Raw genomic sequence first — 19463 nt, forward strand, 5'->3', positions numbered from 1 at the left:
GGAAAGTGGCGCTGCAACAAAAAATTCATCTGGTTATGTATAATGAGCGCATCAAATTTGGCAGCGAGCGAACATGAAATCACCCTCTGGCGAGACGCCACAGTATCTGCTGATCAAGGCGCAGCTACAGGCGCGTATTCAAAACGGCGCGTTGAAGAGCGGCGATAAACTGCCTTCCGAGCGCGAGCTGTGCGCGCTGTTCAATACCACGCGTATTACGGTGCGCGAGAGCCTGGCGCAGCTTGAGGCCAGCGGCGTGATTTATCGCGCCGACCGCCGCGGCTGGTTTGTCACGCCGGAGCGGCTTTGGTTGGATCCGACGCAAAATACCAACTTCCATAAGCTGTGCCTGGAGCAGGGGCGGGAGCCGAAAACGGTGCTGCTGGACGGGCGTTTAACCGCCGTTCCGCTGGACGTTATGGCGCCGCTGGCGCTGCAGCCATTCGATCAGGTTTACCTGCTCACCCGTCTGCGTTATGCCGACGGGCGGGCGATTTGCTACTGTGAAAACCACTGTCTGCCCGCCAGGGTTCCCGAGCTGCTGCGCCATGATTTAAACGGCAGCCTGACCGAGATTTATCAGACCCGCTATGACCTGATATATACCAGTATGCATCTGTCGTTCTGGCCCACCTCGATGCCGCCCCAGGCCGCGGAAGCCCTGGGGGTGATGGAAGGGCGTCCGGCGCTGCTGCTGCGCCGGCTCAACTACGATCAACACGGGCGAATTCTCGATTACGATATCGAGTACTGGCGTCACGACAGCCTGCGCATCGAAGTCGATACCCATTGATTTTATGAGTCCTGTCCGAGCATTTTCCCCGGGTTGCGGCTGGCGCCTTACCCGGGCTACGGGTTCACCGCCGTCTGCGGACGGGTAGCCCGGACAGGCGCGTCAAGCGCCGCCTCCTGGAGCGGTATATCTCCCTACGTTTAATCCTTTCGCCACACTTCATTCATCGTTTTGTCATAAAGCCCCGGTAGCGTGAACGCCAATCTGGTATAGACCATAAAGATCACCATCCGAAGAGGCTGATACGATGAAACTCTCCCGACTTGCTCTGTTAACCGTTACCGTACTCGCCAGCGCCCCGGTGTGGTCCGCTGACGTTGTCACCGTTTATTCCGCCGACGGCCTGCACGACGGCGACAACAGCTGGTATCAGAACCAGTTTGCCGCTTTTACAAAGGCAACGGGCATCAAAGTGCAGTACGTTGAAGGCGGCTCCGGAGCGATTGTCGAACGGCTGGCAAAAGAGCGCACCAATCCGCAGGCGGACGTGCTGGTGACGGTGCCGCCGTTTATCCAGCGCGCCGCCAAAGAACAATTACTGGCCGAATTTAAGCCGCAGGGCAGCGACCAGATCCCCGGCGTCCACGACCGCTACTCGCCGCTGGTGAACAACTATCTGACCTTTATCTATAACAGCAGGCTGCTGAAAACCGCGCCGGCCAGCTGGCAGGATCTGCTCGATAGCCGTTTCAGGAACAAGCTGCAGTACTCGACGCCGGGACAGGCGGGCGACGGTACGGCGGTCATGCTGCAGGCGTTCCACAGCCTGGGCAGCAAAGATGCGGGGTTCGATTATCTGGGTAAACTCCAGACCAACAACGTCGGACCATCGGCTTCTACCGGTAAGCTGACCGCGCTGGTCAATAAAGGTGAGCTGTACGTCGCTAACGGCGATCTGCAAATGAACCTGTCGCAGATGGCGCGTAATCCGCATGTGCAAATCTTCTGGCCCGCAGACGCTAAAGGCGAACGCAGCGCGCTGGCGCTGCCCTATACCATCGGTCTGGTGCAAAACGGCCCGAACGGTGAAAACGGTAAAAAGCTGATTAACTTCCTGCTCGATAAGCCCGCTCAGGCCAGCGTTAGCGCGCTCTCCTGGGGGCTGCCGGCGCGCAGCGACGTGACGCCGGAAGACGCTAACTTTAAAGCGGCGAAAGCGGCGCTTAACGGCGTGAAAAGCTGGGAACCCAACTGGGACGAGGTTGCGGCTTCACTGTCGGCGGATATTGCCCGCTGGCATCAAGTCACCGACAGCGAGTAAGCGTGATGTTAATGAAAACGACCGTCGCTCATCCCCCGTCGTCGACGGGAACGTCCGGGATCACTCTCGACTCGCTGCGCGTTTCTTATCACGGCAACGTGGTGCTGAAGCCACTGACCTTAACTATTGAACCGGGTGAAGTGCTGGCGCTGATCGGTCCATCCGGATCCGGAAAAACCACGGTGCTGCGGGCGATAGCCGGATTTGTACAGCCGGCGGGCGGGCGGATTTTGCTGGGCGATACGGATGTCACCCACCTGCCGCCGTATCAACGCGGCCTTGGCATGGTGGTGCAAAACTACGCCCTGTTTCCGCATATGAAGGTAGAAGATAACGTCGCCTTCGGCCTGCGGGCGCAGAAGCAGCCGAAAACGGAGATAGCTGCACGCGTCAAAGACGCCCTGAAAATCGTCGGCATGGCGGATTACGCCAGCCGCTATCCGCACCAGCTATCCGGCGGCCAGCAGCAGCGCGTCGCGATTGCCCGCGCCATCGCCGTACGTCCGCGGGTCTTGCTGCTTGATGAGCCGCTCTCGGCGCTGGATGCGCAAATCCGTCACAACATGGTGGAGGAAATTGCCCGCCTGCACCGCGAACTGCCGGAGCTGACCATTCTCTACGTCACCCACGATCAGACTGAAGCCCTGACCCTGGCGGACAAGATTGGCATCATGAAAGACGGCTCGCTCATTGCCCATGGCGAAACCCATCAGCTTTACCACTATCCGCCTAATCGTTTCACCGCCGAGTTTCTCGGACGCGCCAATATCCTGCAGGCGACGGCGCTGAAAGATACCGCAGGGCCTGGCCTGGTCAGCGTCAGCTGCGGCGGTGGATTGATTACCGCTTTCAGCCGCGGCGGTCAGCACGGCAATAATAAGCTTCTGTGTATTCGTCCGCAGCATATGAGCCTCGCGCCGCGAACGGCCACCAGCAATCGGCTTAACGCTACCCTGCAGTCGGTGCACTGGCAGGGCGATTTGACCCACCTGCTATGCGACGTGGCCGGGGAGGCGGTGCGCATTGTGATGACCCACGTGGATCCGCTGCCGCGGGCCGGCGACAGGCTGGCGCTCTATTTTGAACCCAACGATGCGGTCCTGATTGAGGTGTCATAATGTCGCAGATCCTAACGCTCCCGCGTCGCTCTGTTCAGCTGCGGCCCTTACTGTGGCTTCTGCCGCCGCTGCTGGTGCTGGCGACCCTGTTTTTCTATCCGCTGCTGCTGATCGGCGAACAGGCGCTACGTGATGCCAGCGGTCACCTGAGCCTTGAAACCTTCTGGCAGGTCGTGGGATCCCGGCGCTTTATCAACGCGTTGCTCAATACGATGCAAATCGCGATCTTCGCCACCCTGGGCTGCCTGCTGCTCGGCAGCGTCCTGGCGCTGATTCTGGTGTTTATTCCCTTTCCCGGCAGCCAGTTGATCAGCCGGGTGATTGATACCTTTATTGCCCTGCCGACCTTTCTCATTACCCTGGCGTTTACTTTTATCTACGGCTCCGCGGGTTTGCTGAACGGCGCGCTAATGTCGCTATTGTCTTTCGAACTGCCGCCGATCGATTTTCTTTATTCCATTCAGGGCGTGATTCTGGCGGAAATCACCGTTTTCACGCCTCTGGTGATGCGTCCGCTGATGGCCGGGTTGCGGCAGATTGATAAAAGCCAGCTAGAGGCGGCGAGTATTCTCGGCGCGCATCCGCTGCGGGTTATCGGCCAGGTGATTTTCCCGGCGGCGCTGCCGGCGCTGATGGCGGGCGGTAGCCTGTGCCTGCTGCTGACGACTAACGAGTTCGGCATCGTACTGTTTATCGGCGCCAAAGGCGTGAATACGCTGCCGATGATGGTGTACAGCAAGGCTATTCTCGAATCGGATTACAGCCAGGCCTGCATGATTGCCCTGATAAATATTCTGCTGTCGCTGGGACTGTTTATAATCTATCGCCTGGCCGCCGCGCGTACCGGCGTGAGGAGCTAACGATGTTGATTTGGTCGCGTAAAGGCCGCGCGGCGGCGGGCGCGCTGGCGGCAACGCTGTTTGCCGGATTCTTCTTCCTGCCGCTGGCGGTGATTCTGATGTCCAGCCTGAGCCAGCAGTGGAACGGCCTGCTGCCGTCCGGTTTTACCCTTGGGCACTTTGTGAACGCCTTTCGCGGGGCTGCGTGGGATGCGCTCTTTTCCAGCCTGATGGTTGGATTTTGCGCCAGCCTGTTCGCTCTGCTGTGCGGCACGTGGGCTGCGCTGGCTCTGCGCCAGCACGGCGCGAAGCTGCAAAAATATCTTGGGCTGGCGTTCTATTTACCGAGCGCCATTCCTTCGGTATCGGTGGGTTTAGGCATTCTGGTGGCTTTCAGCCAGGGGCCGCTACAAATGAACGGTACTTTCTGGATCGTGCTGGCGGCGCACTTCGTGCTGATTTCTGCGTTTACCTTCAGCAACGTCTCCACCGGTCTGACGCGGATTTCCGCCGATATTGAAAGCGTCGCCTCCAGCCTCGGGGCATCGCCGTGGTATCGCCTGCGCCATGTCACGCTGCCGCTCATGGCTCCGTGGATGATCTCCGCGCTGGCGCTGAGCCTGTCGCTGTCGATGGGGGAGCTGGGCGCGACGGTGATGATCTATCCGCCGGGCTGGACGACGCTGCCGGTGACGATTTTCAGCCTCACCGATCGCGGCAATATTGCCGATGGTTCGGCGCTGACCATCGTGCTGGTGGGCATCACGCTGCTGCTGATGATTAAGCTTGAGCGCATTGCCCGCCGGATGAGCCAGAGGTAATCATCACATCGGGCGACGGATTCACCGTTGCTCGGTAGGGAAGCCCGGGTAAGGCGTTACGCCGCCACCCGGGGAATACGCCGGGATAAATATATCGATGCGGCTTCTTCCCGGCTCGCGCTGCGCTTAGCCGGGCTACAGGTTCACCGTTGTCTGCGGTACGGTAGCCCGGATAAGGCGACAGCCGCCATCCGGGACGGCTTCACAAGCTTAGAACCACGCTTCAAACATGCCGCCAACGTTCAGCGAATCCAGCTGTTCGTCTTTGGTGCCGTTGACCTTTGCGGTGCGCTTGTTATCTACCTGACCGCCAGTCACGTAGAAGCGCAGCATCGGGCGGAACTCCGGCCCCATACCGATGGCGATATTCTGCGACAGCGTCAGCTTCCAGCCGTGGTTATCGCCGCCCTGGTCGTAATCGACGCGCTGATAGCCCGCTTCCAGCCAGGTGGAGTGGACATCGTTCCAGAAGTACATTGGACGGACAATGGCACCGTAGTTTTTACGATTGTCGGTATTGTCTTTACCGTTGTCATAGTCGTGGAAGGCCAGCAGATATTCGATCTGCGCCTGCTGGGTGAATTTATGCAGCCCTTCAAAGCTGGCATAGATAGCGGTGAGATCGTCGGTCTTGTTATAGACGCTGTTATCCGAGTTGTCGGAGTAGCGCAGAATCACTTTATTGACGCCGCTGTCGTTGGTGTGGCTCAGCACCAGCCCGCCCTGCCAGGCTTCGAGACGCTCGTCGCTGTCTACCGCTTTCGAATCGAAACCGTAGTTGGCGTAAACCTCAACGTCGATCGGTCCGGCTTTAAGATTATGGGTTTTAGTGGTCAGCGCATAGTGGCCATCATCGCCGGTTCCGGAGCCGCCGGTACAGGTGATGCGCGACGGGTTCGCTTCGTCGGCCATCACTTCCGGGCTACAGGATTCCACCTGCGACACCGCCGCCACGTCAAACTGTACGCCGCCGATGTCAAAGTTTTTCACCCCGGCGCCCTGGCCGTCATGGTTCATCCAGAAGTAGTCGTTAATCCCCTGTTGCGGACGCTGATGGAAGTCGCGGCCGGCCCAGATATAGGCGTTGGGGTTAGACTCCAGCACGTTGGTAACGCCGACGTAGGCTTTTTTCAGGTTAACTTCGTCGCTCCAGTGGTCAAACATGACGTTGATATCCCAGATCGCGCCTTGACTGCTCTTAAAGGCTTTGGTTATCTGAAATTCGCCGCCGTTGCCTTCGTTGCCTAAACGACCGATCGCCGAGGCGCCGTTATAGGAACCATCCACGCCGACAAACTTCTGATCGCCGGTCTGGAACTGCGCGCCGTAGCGGGCGTAGCCGCTGAACTTCAGGCCGAAGGGGATCGCCATATCCGGCGTGGCTGCGGTGGTCTGCGGGTTGGTAATGACGTCCACTTTTTTATCGGCGGCGGCATCGATTTTCGCCTGGCGTTCGGCCAGGGCTTTATCGACGGCTTTGGCGACAATGGCGTCGATCTGTTCCTGAGTAAACTCTTGTGCAAATACGGAAACTGGGCACAGCGCGGCGACGACCGCCATGGTTAATGGCAGTATTTTTACAGTTTTCATCATTATCTCGCTTTTAGTAATTTATATATTTAGATAATAGCTATCCCGCCAGGATAAGCTGGTTTATTTATTCCGGGTACAGTTGCTAAATATTGATATAAATTAACGCTGGTATAAATGAATAAGCTCTTCTGAAAATTCACGCGCGAGCAGGGAATTCATCAGATGGTCCTGAGCATGCACCATAATGAGGGTCATCGGCTGGCGCGCTTGGCCCGCATCCTGCGCGATAAGCTGGGTTTGCATCTGGTGCGCCCGGCGGGCGTAGCCATCGGCTTCATTCAGCAGCAAGCGCGCTTCATCTATATTACCGCTACGGGCACAATGCAGCGCTTCAAAACATAATGAGCGTGACTGTCCCGCATTAACGATAATTTCCATTACCGCATCTTCTAGTTCAATCATAATAGTTCCTGAGGTCATTAACCTTATTATTTAAATAATGCAGTGAAAGTCCCTTTTCCGCATTATTTATGCCGTCATGATAAATATGCTATTAAATATATGAGTTAATTATTGGCTGACCGTTTCGGCAACCGGCACCGCAGCTTTGGCTTTTTCGACTTCAGTTTTCATTAATGAGCGTTCATAGGCGCGGAGGAATGGCAGATAAATTACCGCTGACATCACCATGCAAATTAAGCACATCACCACCGGGCTTAGCGTCCAGTTTGCAGCCCAGGATGCACCGATAGGGGCCGGGGTCGTCCACGGCGTCAGCGAAACGACCTGGCTGAGCCAGCCGAGGCGCGTCGCACCGTAAGCCAGAACGGCGTTAATCATCGGGACAAAGACGAACGGGATAAACATCATCGGGTTCATGATTATCGGCGCACCGAACAGAATCGGTTCATTGATATTAAAGAAGCTCGGAACGATACCCATTTTGCCAATGGTGCGCAGGTGAGCTACGCGGCTACGCAGCAGCAGGAAGGCCAGCGGAAGCGTGGAGCCGACGCCGCCAATCAGCAGATAGTGGTCCCAGAAACCCTGCAGATAGACATGGGGCAGAGCCGCGCCGGCCGCCAGCGCTGCCTGGTTCGCCGACAGGTTGGCCATCCAGAAGGGGTTCATAATGCCGGTCACGATCAGCGAGCCGTGGATCCCGGCGAACCAGAAAATCTGACACATCAGCACCGACAGCAGTATCGCCGGCAGAGAGTCAGAGGCGGAAACCAGCGGCTCCAGCAGGTGCATAATCGCCTGCGGCAGAATCATACCGGTCTGCGCTTCGATAAACAGATTCAGCGGATGCAGTGTCGCGATCACCACCAGCACCGGGATAAGGATTTCGAACGAGCGCGCGACGCCGGTCGGCACCTCTTTCGGCAGACGAATCGTAATGTTGTTCTGCTTCAGCCAGGCGTAAACGCGGGTAGAGTAGATAGCGGTGATCAAAGCGGTGAAAATACCCTGACCAGAGAGATACTGGGTGGAGATTTTGCCGTCGGCATACGGCGCGGCAACCAGTAAGAAAGCCATAAACGCCAGCAGACCGGACATCACCGGATCGAGCTGGAACTGGCGTCCCAGGCTGGCGCCGATTCCCACCGAAATAAAGAACGTCATCACGCCCATGCTGAGGTTAAACGGCAGCATCAGCTGTTCGCGATACTGCTGGGAGAAGTCCAGCCAGCCGCGGGCGAAACCGTTAGTGGTATCCGGCGAAAAAGGCGGAAAGATAAATACCAGCATGAATGAGCCGATGATCATAAACGGCAATGCGGCAGTGAAACCATCGCGAATCGCGATAACGTATTTCTGCTGCCCAAGGCGTCCTGCCAGCGGGGTAATTGATTGCTCGATCACGGCAATCATGGACTGATACAGAGAACTCATTTGTACACCTCTTAATGCGCTTCGATCAGCGACAGGGCATAATCCAGAACGTTGTCTCCCCGCTGCATCCCGTAATCCATGGTGTTAATTGGCTGGACCGGAATATTCAGGGGCGCGGCTTTCTCAGATAAGGTTTTCAGCATGTACTTCACCTGGGGCCCAAGAAGCACCACCTGGTACTGCGGAAACTGCATATCAAATTCGGAAACTCCATAGGCATCAATCTGAACCGGCAGGGCGCGTTCCTTCGCGGCATCGACCATCTTTCTGACCAACAGACTGGTGGACATCCCGGCAGAGCAGCACAGCATAATCTTGTACATCGACGATCATCCTCAAAATGTAAAAAGTTATTGCGTGGATGATTTGATATCAGACGGAAACCGGTTTCCATTTATAAAAAACAGAACTGTGATAACCGTCAAGATCCATCAGTCAAAGGGTGTGTTAATTAGATTTGGCTCACAGATTTTCGTGATTTTTGCTACGTTTTTCCGCGAAACGGAAAATCGGTTTCCAAATAAAAAAGGAAACGGATATACTGCCGCTGGTTATTATTGAAGCGATTCAGGTTTATGGATTTACAGGGATCGGATTAGCCCTGTCAGGGGAAAATAATGTCTACTATCAACGATGTATCACGATTAGCTGGGGTATCTAAAGCCACAGTCTCTCGGGTGTTGAGCGGTTCGCGCGGCGTAAAGGAAGCCAGCCGGCAGGCGGTATTACAGGCGGCGGAAGAACTCAACTACCGGCCGAACATGATAGCGCAATCTTTGCTGAGTCAGACCACCGGCTGCATCGGCGTGATCTGCGCCCAGGACAACATCAATCAAACCACCAGCTATCTCTATGCGCTGGAAAAGCAGCTCAGCCAGCACCAGAAGCATCTGCTGCTGCGTTTTGCCAACAGCCGCGGTAGGGTGCTGCACTCTCTGGAAGAGTTAACCTGCGGTTTATGCGACAACGTGCTGATTATCGGCGCCCGGTTTCCGCTCAATATCGACCGTCCTGACGTGGTGCTGATCGACTGTCTGGAAAGCGAAGGGGCGAACAGTATTCATTTTGACCACGCATTCGCGGCGGAAACGGCCTGTAACTATCTGATAAGCCAGGGGCGCAGGCAGATTGCGCTTATCCACCCGCAGGGCAGCGGCTTTGCAGACCAGGTCCTGCTGGGCTATAAGCACGCGCTGGAAAAGAATTTTCTGCCGTTTAATCGCAACCTGGTTTTTCTCGACAGTCCTTCGCCATCCGTAGCGGTGCAGGAGCTGGTGAATAACGCAACAACCCTGAACTTCAATGCGTTATTGGTTGCCAACGAGCAGCAGGCGCAGCTGGTGGTGCCGCAGCTCCAGGCATTTAACCGCGCGGTGCCGGAAAAAGTCATGGTATTCAGCCTGGCGGGCTCGTTACAGCTGCCCGGTATTCCGACCATCCCGGCGATTGAATATTCCATGGACGCGATGGCCAGCCGGATAGTCAACTGGCTGACCGAGAAGACGCAAATGCTCGGCAGTAGCCCGCTGCGCGGGGATTTGATCATCCCGAACCGCTGATGGCGTCCAACCCGCCGCCGGAATCAGGGCGTTGGGCACTGAATGCCGCTAATGGCCTTCTGATAAGCGGCGCTGTTGTTTTTATCCAGCGCCCGCGTCGCGCTTTGTACGGCGGTCTTATTTTCCGCTGATTCCAGCACGCGGTTAGCAAACTGCGTATCATCCAGCGCGCTGCTGGCAGGGCAGTTTTTCCTCACATCCTTCACGATCTGCTGCTTCTGCTGTTCAAACTTCAGGCCGGAGAGCGGCGCGGCTGCGGCCAGATGGGGTAGCATCAGGCTGGCTGCCAGCGAAAGCGCAATACTCATTCTCTTCATCATGGATATCCTTATTTTTATTAAAGGGTTTTTCTAACTATAGACACATTCCCGAAATAACCATTTTGCGTGCCGGTTTCCGCAAAAATGCATCCGTTTCAGCCGCTGAAATTTATCTTCCGTACCGGCAAGCAAAGCCGTTGATGCGCAGATGCCCCCCTTTCTTTTGATGGATATATTTCTGCCATTGCGTTTCAGGGATGGCGGAGCATGATGAAAAAAGGAACGACCTCGACGCCGCACGATGCGGTTTTTAAGCAGTTTTTATCGCATCCCGAGTGCGCCAGGGATTTTATCGACATTCATCTTCCCGCGTCGCTGCGCCAGCTAAGCGATCTGCAAACGCTCAGGCTGGAGTCAGGCAGCTTTATTGAAGCGAATTTACGCGCCAGCTACTCCGACGTGCTGTGGTCGCTAAAAACCAGCGACGGTGATGGCTATATCTACGTGGTGATTAAACACCAGAGCACGCCGGATGCGCATATGGCATTCAGGCTGATGCGCTACGCGCTGGCGGCGATGCAGCGTCATCTGGATGCCGGGCATAAAACGCTGCCGCTGGTGGTGCCGATGCTGTTTTATCACGGCGCGAAAAGCCCTTATCCCTTCTCGCTTTGCTGGCTGGATGAGTTTACCGATACGCAGACAGCACGACGACTTTATGCCGCCGCTTTCCCACTGGTGGATATTACGGTGGTGCCGGATGACGACATTATGCAGCACCGGCGTGTGGCGCTGCTGGAGCTGATTCAAAAGCATATTCGCCAGCGCGATTTACTTGGCCTGGTGGAGCGATTAGCAGAGCTGTTGGTTAAAGGTTGCGCTAATGACAGCCAGTTGAAAGCGCTGTTTAATTACATGCTGCAGTGTGGTGATGCGCCTCATTTTGGTGAATTTCTTCACGAGGTCGAGCGGCGCGTTCCTCAACATAAGGAGGTACTCATGACGATTGCGGAAAGGCTACGGCAGGAAGGGAGACAAGAAGGCAAGTTGGAGGGCAAGTTAGAGGGCAAGTTAGAAGGTAAACAAGAGGGTAGACAAGAAGAAGCGTTGCGTATTGCTCGTTCATGTCTGGAACAGGGATTTGAGCGCGAGCTGGTGCAGGTGGTTTGTGAGCTGTCGGATGACGATCTGAAGATGCTGCAAACTCAGGTCGCAGCATCTCCGGCCAGATAATTGTCAGCCTGTTTTCACCCGCCGCCGCGAATCCATGGCGATCAGCACCACCGACGAGAGAATCAGCAGCGTGCCCAGCCAGTCCGGCAGGCTAAAGGTAATGCCGAGCAGCAGCAGCGAGAGCAGGGCGCTACTCAGCGGCTCCGCGCAGCTGAGGATCCCCGCCTTCGCGCCGCCAATCTTCTGCGCGCCGTTCAGGTAGAGGCTGAACGTCAGCGAGGTGCCGATAACCACCAGGTAGAAAAAGGCCAGCAGCAGGCCGCCGGTCACCACAAAATGGTTGCCCTGTCCGGCGTAGAATGGCAGCAGCATGGCGCCGCCGAGCAGCATGCTCCAGCCGACAATCGGCAGGGTGCCGTAGCGGGCAATCAGCGTCGATGGATATGTCGTGTAGAACGCGGCGGCAAATGCCGAAGCAATCCCCCAGAACAGCGCTGCGGGAGAAATCGACAGCGTTGTCGGATTGCCGTGGGTCACCAGCAGAAATGTGCCCGCCAGCGAGGTACCGATGGCCGCCAGCACCAGCGGACTGGGGCGCGTTTTGCGGGCGATGGCAAACCACGCAACGATAATCGTCGGTGACAGGAACTGCAGCACCGTCGCGGTGGCGGCGTTTGATTTCTCGATGGTCATCAGAAAGGTGTACTGCACGGTGAGCGCCCCGAACAGCGAAAAAATCAGCAAACTGATAGCGTCCTGGCGATTTTGCAGGACGCGGAAAATTTTATCGCCGTGAACGAACGAGAGCATCAGAAGAATCAGACCGGCGAACAGCAGGCGCGTCATGGTCAGAAACGGCGATGACATCTGACTTTGCTGCATAATATATTGCGCGCAGACGCCGGAACTGCCCCACAGCACGGCGGCGATCAGTACGTTCAGCATCCCTTTTTTGCTGGAGCCCATCTTTCCCTCAGGTGAAAATAGTGCGAAAGCAGTATCATAGCATGAGCACGCGCGGGAAGCGGGGCAGGAAATGGTAGCCGGATCCTTTATCAGATGGCCAGCAAAGCGTACTCCGGCCGACGTCGCCCGGCGGCTGGCGCCTGACCGGGCCGACAGAAACGCGACGCCACGTGCAAAAAATATTCAACATGGGGCGTCAGTGCCTCCCGCCACGCGGCGGATAAACTCACGTTCACCGCCGTGCGCCAGACGCGCCTCTTAGCTTAAATCAACGTTTTTACTGCCGAACAGCCAGGTGAGGGCAAATCCGCAGAGATAAGAGACCGCCAGCCCGGCGGCATACACCGCCATTCCGGCGTAGATCCCGCTGCCGGAGGTCATCAGCGGCAGCGCCACCAGCCCCGACGGGCCAAACACCGTATTCAGGCCAACCGGCAGCCCCATCCAGGCGATGAGCCCGAGAAAGAAACCGCCGCAAGCGCCGCCGAGACAGGCGGTGATAAACGGCTTCATACGCGGCAGCGTGACGCCGTAAATCAGCGGTTCGCCGATACCGAGGAAGCCGGGGATAATTGCCCCTTTAATCTGCGTGCGCAGCAGAGAACCGTGCTTCGCCCGCCAGAAAAGCGCCAGCGCCGCGCCAACCTGTCCGGCCCCGGCCATGGCCAGTATCGGAAACAGCGAGTTAAACCCCTGCGCATCCACCAGCGCGAAATAGACCGGCACGAAGCCCTGATGGACGCCGAACATCACCGCCAGCAGGAACAGGCCGGCCAAAACCGCAGATCCGAACGGGTTACCGTTAAGGTGCAAAAACAGCCATGACATCCCGGTAAACAGCCAGCCGCCGATCGGCATAATAACGGTAAACGTTATCGCGCCCATGATCAGCAGCGTCACCGCCGAGGTGAGGATCATATCGAGGTTGGCAGGCATGATGCGTCGCACCTGCTTCTCCACCCACGCGCCGATAATCGAGGCGATCAGTACGCCGATAATATTGCCGCGCGGGTCAATACCGTGGCCGAAGAAGGTCGAAATTCCGGAATAGAAGCCGCTGGTGGCTTCCGGGTTATAGCCGAGGACAAACAGCGCAGCGATGATCGCTCCGTTGACTCCGGAGCCGCCGAAGGCTTTCTGGGCGTTATAGCCGATCAGGATGCTCAGGAAGGTAAACATCCCCTTGCTGAATACCTTCATGTAGCCGATCAGCGCCAGCAGCGTCGCATTCGGATGCGCGTTTTCAAGGACGAATATCTGCTCCGCCAAAGTGGCGAACCCCAGCAGCAGGCCGACGGCGATAAAACCGGGAATTAGCGGGGTGAAAATAGTAGCGAATTTCGCGAGGAATTTTTGAATGCCGCTGGTTTGCTTGCTCTTCAGCGCCTGTTTCTTTTCGGCGGCGACGTCGGCCAGCGATGGCGCCTCCGCCGGCGCGTCTTCCAGTAACGCGTTCATCATTTCCGCCGCGCTTTGCGCCTTGCCGGGCCCAAGGACGACCTGGAACTGTTCATCGCTAACGATCACTCCCATCACGCCGTCAATCTGACGGATGGCGGCGCTGTCGGCCCGTGATTCATCGCGTAGGGTCAGGCGCAGCCGGGTCATACAGTTGCCCGCCTGCGCGACGTTCCCGGCTCCGCCCACGTGCTGCAGGATCCGCGCTATCATCTCTTTATTTATTTTCGCCATTGCAGATTCCCCGTGAGTCAGCGGTCAGGAGTGGCTCAGCGCCTTGCGGATATAGCCGTTATTTTTTGCCAGCAGCGCCTGAGCCTCCGCGGCGCTTAAATCAGCCAGCACCATCACAATCGCCGTTTTGCAGTGGCGATCGCAGGCTTCCAGCGCGCTCTGGGCGGTTGCGCGATCGCATTCGGTCGCTTCCATGACGATGGACACCTGGCGCTCGATAAGCTTGGCGTTGGTCGCTTCAACGTCCACCATCAGATTGCTGTAAACCTTGCCGATGCGAATCATCGCCCCGGTTGAAATCATATTCAGCACCAGCTTCTGCGCGGTACCCGCCTTCAGGCGCGTTGAGCCGGTCACCACTTCCGGACCCACGACCGGCGTAATGGCGACGTCCGCCAGCCGGGCCATTTCGCCGTGCGGGTTACAGCTGACGATGGCGACAAAAGCGCTCTGGCTATGGGCATACTCCATCGCGCCGATGACGTACGGCGTGCGTCCGCTGGCGGCCAGGCCGACCAGTACATCGCGGCTGCTAAAGTTCAGGTTCTGCAAATCCATCGCCCCTTGGGCTTTGTTGTCTTCGACGTTTTCCACGGCGCTCAGGATCGCTTTATGACCCCCCGCGATAATGCCCACCACCTGCTCCGGGCGGGTACCGAAGGTCGGCGGGCACTCGCTGGCATCAAGGATCCCCAGGCGACCGGAAGTACCCGCGCCAATGTAAATCAGGCGCCCTCCCGCCTGCAGCGCCGCCGCGACGTTATCCACGACCTGGGCAATTTGCGGCAGATAGGGGGTAATGGCGTGGGCCACCTTCCGATCTTCCTGGTTAATCACCGTCAGCATCTCTTCGGTGGAAAGGGTATCAATGTTGACGCTATTGGCGTTGCGGCGCTCGGTCAGCAGTTTGCTCAGGTCGATACTCATAGGAACCTCTTTATTCACAGTGGCGGGCAGTATAAGGAATTAATTATTCCTTTCCTGTGAAGGTTATCACGATTGGTGTTGAAGAAATAATAGGTGATTTCAGCACTGGCGGGAAAGATGGCGGTAATAAAATTGGAATTTTTTATTACCGCCGGAGAAGATTATACCGTGGGCCGCGGCTTTTTCAGGCCAATCAGCAGCGCGGCCAGATAGCAAAGGCTCATCGCGAAACTCATTTTGAGCATCGTTTCGCCGCCGAGTCCGGCCAGCGGCGCGGCAATACCGCCGAACACAAACATCAGCGTGCCCATCAGGGCTGACGCGGTGCCGGATTGACGGGCATTAATGGCATTCATCGCTTCCGCACCGGCGACGGTGCTGATACCGCTCATCATAGAAACGGTAAAAAACAGGCCGACCAGCGCCAGCGTCGGCAGCGGTAGCCAGGCGAAGAGCAGGGTGATGGCGGCAAACGTCACTGCCAGCAGCTGGCCGCCGCGCAGCAGGGCTTCGGCGCTGAAGCGGCGTGCCAGGCGGGAAAAGATCAGCGCCGCGATAATCAGCCCGATGCCGTTAAGGCCGAACAGCAGGCTGAACTGCATCGCGCTCATGGCATATTCGCTCTGGATAACGAACGAAGATGAGCCGATATACGAAAATAGCCCGGCCATCATAAAGGCCTGAATCAGGCAGTAGCGCATAAAGCGGCGGTTTTTCAGTACCGGCGCCTCATCCTGCTGCTGCGTAACCGAGGCGGCGCTTTTAACCGGCAGCGTTTCGTGCAGCACCGTCAGGCTGAGCAGCAGCAAAATAATGCCGATCGCCGCCATCGCCCAGAACAGAATACGCCAGTCGAAGGCGGTGATGATCCAGCCGCCGAGTACCGGTGAAAGCACCGGCGCAATGCCGTTAACGGTCATCAGCAGGGCGAAAAACTGGGTCAGCAGAGTGCCCTGATACTTGTCGCGGGCGATGGAGCGCGACAGCACCGAGCCGCCCGCGCCGGCGAAGCCCTGCAGAAAGCGCCAGGCGATCAGCATATGGATATCGTAGGTTATCGCGCACATCGCCGAGGAGAAGATAAACAGCAGCAGGGAGAGCGCCAGCGGCTTTTTACGGCCAATGCGATCGCTCAGCGGGCCGAAAAACAGCTGCCCAAGGCCGAGACCAATCAGCGCCGCCGTGAGCGACAGCTGGGTCTGCGTGCCGGTGGCGCTGAGCTGCTGGGTGATTTCCGGCAGCGCGGGCAGATAGAAGTCGGTACACAGCGGCCCAATGGCGCTAAGCAAACCGAGAACCACGACCCAGGAGAGGGAAATTCGGGACATATCAACGGGCTCCTTGTCATCAAACCGGGCGTTGCCGCCCGGCAAAAGTGTTAGCTGGCGCCGCCTCCCAGCGACTGCCAGAGGGTAATGCGGTTTTCCAGATCGGTCTGCTGGAGGGAGATCAGCGTGGCCTGCGCCGACCACAGCGTTCGCTGGGCGGTCAGCACCGACAGATAATCTCCGACCCCGGCCTGATAGCTCTTCATCGCAATATTCAGCGATTTCTGCTCCGCCGCGACGTATTTATTCTGCGCGTCCAGCTGTTCGCTGAGCGTTTCCCGGCGCGCCAGCGCGTCGGCAACATCCTTAAAGGCGCTCTGAATGGTCTTCTCATAGGTGGCGATCAGACCCTTTTTCTCCGCTTCAGCGTAGCGCAGCTGCGCCAGGTTGCTGCCGCCGGTAAACAGCGGCAAGCTGATGGACGGCGCGAATGACCACACCTGCATGCCGTGGCTGAACAGCGACGAGAGCGAGTCGCTGCCGACCCCGGCGCTGGCGGTCAACGAGATGGACGGGAAGAAGTTGGCCCGCGCCGCGCCGATATCGGCGTTAGCGCTTTTCAGATTATGCTCCGCTTCCTGGATATCCGGGCGGCGCAGCAGTACCGATGAAGAGACGCCCGCCGGCACCAGGGTGATACTACGATCGCCAAGGCTTTCAAGGGTGCCGGGCAGCAGGCTATCCGGCACGGTTTCTCCGGCCAGCAGGTTGAGCGCGTTTTTATCCTGCGCCACCAGCGTGCGGTAGCTGGCGACGCTGGCGCGCGCCTGCTGATAAACGCTTTCCGCATCGCTCAGGTCGCCAGCTGAGGCGGTGCCGACTTCCATCTGGCGGGTGACGATGTTGCGCGAGTTCTCCGCGCTGGCCATGGTTTCCTGCGCCAGCGCCAGATTGCTGTTGTCCGCGGCGAGGGTTATCCACGCGGTGGTCAGATCGGCAATCATCGTCAGACGCGTATTCTGAGCGGTGAATTCGCTGGCAAGCCAGGTTTCCCGCGCCGCGCGCGTCAGGCTTTGGTTCTTACCAAACAGATCCAGCTCGAAGCTGGAAACCGCGCCGTCGGCTTCCGCTGACGAGGTGAGACCGCTGGCCACCGTTTTACTGCGGGTATGGCTCAGCTCGGCGTCGAGGGTCGGAAACAGCGAGGCGCGGGTTTCACCAAACTGGGCGCGCGCGGCTTCGATGTCGGCCAGCGCTTTCTGCACGTCGCGGTTGCTGGTTAACGCGATGTTCACCACTTTTTTGAGGCGGGCGTCATTCACTACCTGCTGCCAGTCGCTGACCACCGCGGTTGCCTCGCCGTGGCTGCCCGGCAGGGTCGCTGGCACAGGCGCGGCCGGGCGCTCATAGTTCGGATCGAGAGAGACGCAGCCCGCCGTCAGGAGCGCAACAAAGACTAAGGTAAAACGAAACATAACTTACTCCTGAGAAGAACGATGGCGGGTGAAGAAGCGTTTCACCAGCACAAAGAACAGCGGCACGAAGAACACCGCCAGCAGCGTCGCGGTCAGGGTTCCGCCGATAATCCCGGTACCGATCGCCACGCGGCTGTTGGCCCCGGCTCCGGTGGCGATCGCCAGCGGCAGCACCCCGGCAATAAACGCCAGCGAGGTCATCACAATAGGTCGTAGGCGGGTCTGCGCGGCGCGCATGGCGGCACGCGACAGGGAATAGCCCTCTTCCACCGCCGATTCGGCGAATTCGACGATCAGGATGGCGTTCTTCGACGACAGGCCGATAGTGGTTAACAGCGCCACCTGGAAGTAAACGTCATTGTTCAGACCGCGCATCCATGCCGCCAGCGCCGCGCCGAGCAGCCCAAGCGGGATCACCATGATCACCGAGAACGGTACCGACCAGCTCTCATACAGCGCCGCGAGGCACAGGAAGACCACCAGAATCGAGATGGCGTAGAGGCTCATCGCCTGGCCGCTGGCGAGTTTTTCCTGCAGCGACATGCCGCTCCATGCCCTGGTGGTACCGGCCGGCAGGTCATTGGCCAGGGCTTCCATCTTGTCCATTGCCGCGCCGGAGCTGAAGCCGCTGGCGTTTTCGCCCTGGATTTCAAAGGCGGCGGAGCCGTTGTAGCGCACCAGGCTCTCCGGGCCGTATTGCCAGCGGGTGGTGGCGAAGGCGGAGAACGGCGTCATGCTGTCATCGCTGCCGCGTACGAACCATTTACCGAGGTCGGACGGCACGGCGCGGGCGTCGCTTTCGCCCTGGATATAGACCTTCTTCACGCGACCGCGATCGATAAAGTCGTTAACGTAGGTTCCCCCCCAGGCGCTGGAGAGGGTATCGGTAACATCGCTTAATGACAGCCCGAGCGAGACGGCTTTATTGTTATCGATATCGACCTGCAGCTGCGGCATTTGCGGCAAATCGTTGGCGCGTACCGACTGCAGCTCGGAACTTTGATTCGCCGCGGCCAGCAGCTGGCTGCGCATTTTCATCAGACTGTCGCGATCGGTGCCGCCGCTGGCCATCAGTTCGAAGGTGAAACCGTTACTCTGCCCCAGGCCATCTACCGACGGCGGGGTCATGGCGAACAGGGTGGCGTCGCGAATGCTGCCGAGCTCTTTGGTGGCGCGCAGGGCGATGGCCTGAGCGGTATTTTCTTCGCCTTTACGTTCGGACCAGTTTTTCAGCGACACGAAGGCCATCCCGGCGTTTTGTCCGCTGCCGCTAAAGCTAAAACCGTCAACGGTAAAGATCACGTCGGTATTGGCTTTCTCTTTCGTCAGGAACCAGTCGGTGACCTGGCGGCGAACCTCGGCGGTGCGTACCGCCGTTGCTCCGGCAGGCAGCGTGTACTGGACCATGATTTCGCCCTGATCCTCCGTCGGCAGGAAGCTGCCCGGCAATTTCCACATCGCCAGCGCCATGCCGCCGCAAATCAGGACAAAAGCGCCCATCATCATCGCCGAGCGACGCAGGCCGCCGACAACACGATGCTGATAGCCCTGCTCGGTGCGTCCCCACAGGCGGTTAAAGGCGCCGAAGAAGCCTTTGGTATGCGGTTTCGAATGGCTCAGCAGCGCGCCGCACAGCGCCGGGGTTAAGGTTAAGGCGACCACTACCGAGAGCATCATCGCCGAGATAATGGTCACTGAAAACTGGCGATAAATCACCCCGGTTGAGCCGCCGAAGAAGGCCATCGGCAGAAATACCGCCGAGAGCACCAGGGCAATGGCGATCAGCGCGCCGGAGATTTCACCCATCGATTTTTCGGTGGCTTCGCGGGCGGGCAGCCCCTCGTCGCGCATGATACGCTCGACGTTTTCCACCACCACGATG

General features: G+C 58.0%; 18 protein-coding genes. 7 read left to right on the top strand and 11 right to left on the bottom strand.

From position 1 onward, the window contains the following. The first annotated feature begins 73 nt into the window (after nucleotides 1–73). From phnR to phnV, 5 genes are all read left to right on the top strand, one after another. Nucleotides 74–793, top strand: a complete 720-nt coding sequence (phnR, locus tag HMPREF3178_RS06670; RefSeq protein WP_004107085.1) for a phosphonate utilization transcriptional regulator PhnR — start codon at nucleotides 74–76, stop codon at nucleotides 791–793. Nucleotides 794–1040: 247 nt separating this feature from the next. Next, complete coding sequence (gene phnS, locus HMPREF3178_RS06675) at nucleotides 1041–2054, top strand: 2-aminoethylphosphonate ABC transporter substrate-binding protein (protein WP_004107080.1); 1014 nt, start codon at nucleotides 1041–1043, stop codon at nucleotides 2052–2054. A 5-nt stretch (nucleotides 2055–2059) separates the two neighbouring features. Next, a complete protein-coding gene (phnT, locus tag HMPREF3178_RS06680) occupies nucleotides 2060–3172 on the top strand; it encodes a 2-aminoethylphosphonate ABC transport system ATP-binding subunit PhnT (protein ID WP_004107077.1) in 1113 nt (370 codons plus the stop codon). Further along, complete coding sequence (phnU, locus tag HMPREF3178_RS06685) at nucleotides 3172–4032, top strand: 2-aminoethylphosphonate ABC transporter permease subunit (protein ID WP_004107074.1); 861 nt, start codon at nucleotides 3172–3174, stop codon at nucleotides 4030–4032. Before phnT ends, phnU begins: the two co-directional genes overlap by 1 nt. A 2-nt stretch (nucleotides 4033–4034) precedes the next feature. Next, nucleotides 4035–4832: a 2-aminoethylphosphonate ABC transport system, membrane component PhnV gene (gene phnV / locus HMPREF3178_RS06690; RefSeq protein ID WP_017145207.1), complete on the top strand. Its 798-nt coding sequence runs from the start codon at nucleotides 4035–4037 to the stop codon at nucleotides 4830–4832. Between the two features lie 210 nt (nucleotides 4833–5042). On the opposite strand, the gene HMPREF3178_RS06695 is transcribed toward phnV, so the two are convergent. From HMPREF3178_RS06695 to HMPREF3178_RS06710, 4 genes are all read right to left on the bottom strand, one after another. Then, a complete protein-coding gene (locus HMPREF3178_RS06695; protein WP_029496765.1) occupies nucleotides 5043–6422 on the bottom strand; it encodes a carbohydrate porin in 1380 nt (459 codons plus the stop codon). Nucleotides 6423–6524: 102 nt separating this feature from the next. Then, the gene (locus tag HMPREF3178_RS06700; protein WP_004107064.1) at nucleotides 6525–6827 is read right to left on the bottom strand and encodes a PTS lactose/cellobiose transporter subunit IIA; all 303 of its coding nucleotides are present in this window, start codon (nucleotides 6825–6827) and stop codon (nucleotides 6525–6527) included. A gap of 108 nt (nucleotides 6828–6935) precedes the next feature. After that, nucleotides 6936–8261, bottom strand: a complete 1326-nt coding sequence (locus HMPREF3178_RS06705; RefSeq protein WP_004107062.1) for a PTS cellobiose transporter subunit IIC — start codon at nucleotides 8259–8261, stop codon at nucleotides 6936–6938. Nucleotides 8262–8272: 11 nt separating this feature from the next. Continuing rightward, entirely contained in the window at nucleotides 8273–8584 is a 312-nt protein-coding gene (locus tag HMPREF3178_RS06710; RefSeq protein WP_004107048.1) for a PTS sugar transporter subunit IIB, read from the bottom strand. A 294-nt stretch (nucleotides 8585–8878) separates the two neighbouring features. Between HMPREF3178_RS06710 and HMPREF3178_RS06715 the strand changes: the two genes are divergently transcribed. Beyond that, complete coding sequence (locus HMPREF3178_RS06715; protein ID WP_004107045.1) at nucleotides 8879–9820, top strand: LacI family DNA-binding transcriptional regulator; 942 nt, start codon at nucleotides 8879–8881, stop codon at nucleotides 9818–9820. 23 nt (nucleotides 9821–9843) lie between these two features. On the opposite strand, the gene HMPREF3178_RS06720 is transcribed toward HMPREF3178_RS06715, so the two are convergent. Beyond that, on the bottom strand, nucleotides 9844–10140 hold the full coding sequence (locus HMPREF3178_RS06720) for a YicS family protein (protein ID WP_004116571.1): 297 nt from the start codon (nucleotides 10138–10140) through the stop codon (nucleotides 9844–9846). Nucleotides 10141–10350: 210 nt separating this feature from the next. Here HMPREF3178_RS06720 and HMPREF3178_RS06725 point away from each other — a divergent pair, with 210 nt between their 5' ends. Then, nucleotides 10351–11313, top strand: coding sequence for an Rpn family recombination-promoting nuclease/putative transposase (locus tag HMPREF3178_RS06725; RefSeq protein ID WP_032757203.1), 963 nt, complete (start codon nucleotides 10351–10353; stop codon nucleotides 11311–11313). Between the two features lie 3 nt (nucleotides 11314–11316). Here the strand turns inward: HMPREF3178_RS06725 and HMPREF3178_RS06730 are convergent, their stop codons facing one another. The 6 genes from HMPREF3178_RS06730 to HMPREF3178_RS31600 all read right to left on the bottom strand — a co-directional run. Continuing rightward, nucleotides 11317–12219 (bottom strand): DMT family transporter, encoded by a 903-nt coding sequence (locus HMPREF3178_RS06730; RefSeq protein WP_004107039.1) that lies wholly within the window; start codon nucleotides 12217–12219, stop codon nucleotides 11317–11319. 258 nt (nucleotides 12220–12477) lie between these two features. Continuing rightward, nucleotides 12478–13911 carry a PTS N-acetylmuramic acid transporter subunit IIBC gene (murP, locus tag HMPREF3178_RS06735; protein ID WP_004107037.1) on the bottom strand — a complete coding sequence of 478 codons (1434 nt, stop codon included), beginning with the start codon at nucleotides 13909–13911 and terminating at the stop codon, nucleotides 12478–12480. 24 nt (nucleotides 13912–13935) lie between these two features. Beyond that, on the bottom strand, nucleotides 13936–14838 hold the full coding sequence (murQ, locus tag HMPREF3178_RS06740; RefSeq protein WP_004107035.1) for an N-acetylmuramic acid 6-phosphate etherase: 903 nt from the start codon (nucleotides 14836–14838) through the stop codon (nucleotides 13936–13938). A gap of 161 nt (nucleotides 14839–14999) precedes the next feature. Next, nucleotides 15000–16166, bottom strand: a complete 1167-nt coding sequence (locus tag HMPREF3178_RS06745; RefSeq protein WP_004107034.1) for a multidrug effflux MFS transporter — start codon at nucleotides 16164–16166, stop codon at nucleotides 15000–15002. A gap of 50 nt (nucleotides 16167–16216) precedes the next feature. Then, the gene (locus tag HMPREF3178_RS06750) at nucleotides 16217–17581 is read right to left on the bottom strand and encodes an efflux transporter outer membrane subunit (RefSeq protein ID WP_004107033.1); all 1365 of its coding nucleotides are present in this window, start codon (nucleotides 17579–17581) and stop codon (nucleotides 16217–16219) included. A gap of 3 nt (nucleotides 17582–17584) precedes the next feature. Further along, on the bottom strand, nucleotides 17585–19463 hold a 1879-nt coding region (locus HMPREF3178_RS31600), incomplete at its 5' end, for an efflux RND transporter permease subunit (protein WP_228705125.1).

Origin of the sequence: Klebsiella sp. HMSC09D12 (assembly GCF_001808475.1) — a bacterium.
Lineage (GTDB): Bacteria > Pseudomonadota > Gammaproteobacteria > Enterobacterales > Enterobacteriaceae > Klebsiella > Klebsiella oxytoca.

Bases quoted from the DNA above. Each gene is read 5' to 3' on its own strand.
- phnR (WP_004107085.1), top strand. From the start codon at position 74: ATGAAATCACCCTCTGGCGAGACGCCACAGTATCTGCTGATCAAGGCG.
- phnS (WP_004107080.1), top strand. From the start codon at position 1,041: ATGAAACTCTCCCGACTTGCTCTGTTAACCGTTACCGTACTCGCCAGC.
- phnT (WP_004107077.1), top strand. From the start codon at position 2,060: ATGTTAATGAAAACGACCGTCGCTCATCCCCCGTCGTCGACGGGAACG.
- phnU (WP_004107074.1), top strand. From the start codon at position 3,172: ATGTCGCAGATCCTAACGCTCCCGCGTCGCTCTGTTCAGCTGCGGCCC.
- phnV (WP_017145207.1), top strand. From the start codon at position 4,035: ATGTTGATTTGGTCGCGTAAAGGCCGCGCGGCGGCGGGCGCGCTGGCG.
- HMPREF3178_RS06695 (WP_029496765.1), bottom strand. From the start codon at position 6,422: ATGAAAACTGTAAAAATACTGCCATTAACCATGGCGGTCGTCGCCGCG.
- HMPREF3178_RS06700 (WP_004107064.1), bottom strand. From the start codon at position 6,827: ATGATTGAACTAGAAGATGCGGTAATGGAAATTATCGTTAATGCGGGA.
- HMPREF3178_RS06705 (WP_004107062.1), bottom strand. From the start codon at position 8,261: ATGAGTTCTCTGTATCAGTCCATGATTGCCGTGATCGAGCAATCAATT.
- HMPREF3178_RS06710 (WP_004107048.1), bottom strand. From the start codon at position 8,584: ATGTACAAGATTATGCTGTGCTGCTCTGCCGGGATGTCCACCAGTCTG.
- HMPREF3178_RS06715 (WP_004107045.1), top strand. From the start codon at position 8,879: ATGTCTACTATCAACGATGTATCACGATTAGCTGGGGTATCTAAAGCC.
- HMPREF3178_RS06720 (WP_004116571.1), bottom strand. From the start codon at position 10,140: ATGATGAAGAGAATGAGTATTGCGCTTTCGCTGGCAGCCAGCCTGATG.
- HMPREF3178_RS06725 (WP_032757203.1), top strand. From the start codon at position 10,351: ATGAAAAAAGGAACGACCTCGACGCCGCACGATGCGGTTTTTAAGCAG.
- HMPREF3178_RS06730 (WP_004107039.1), bottom strand. From the start codon at position 12,219: ATGGGCTCCAGCAAAAAAGGGATGCTGAACGTACTGATCGCCGCCGTG.
- murP (WP_004107037.1), bottom strand. From the start codon at position 13,911: ATGGCGAAAATAAATAAAGAGATGATAGCGCGGATCCTGCAGCACGTG.
- murQ (WP_004107035.1), bottom strand. From the start codon at position 14,838: ATGAGTATCGACCTGAGCAAACTGCTGACCGAGCGCCGCAACGCCAAT.
- HMPREF3178_RS06745 (WP_004107034.1), bottom strand. From the start codon at position 16,166: ATGTCCCGAATTTCCCTCTCCTGGGTCGTGGTTCTCGGTTTGCTTAGC.
- HMPREF3178_RS06750 (WP_004107033.1), bottom strand. From the start codon at position 17,581: ATGTTTCGTTTTACCTTAGTCTTTGTTGCGCTCCTGACGGCGGGCTGC.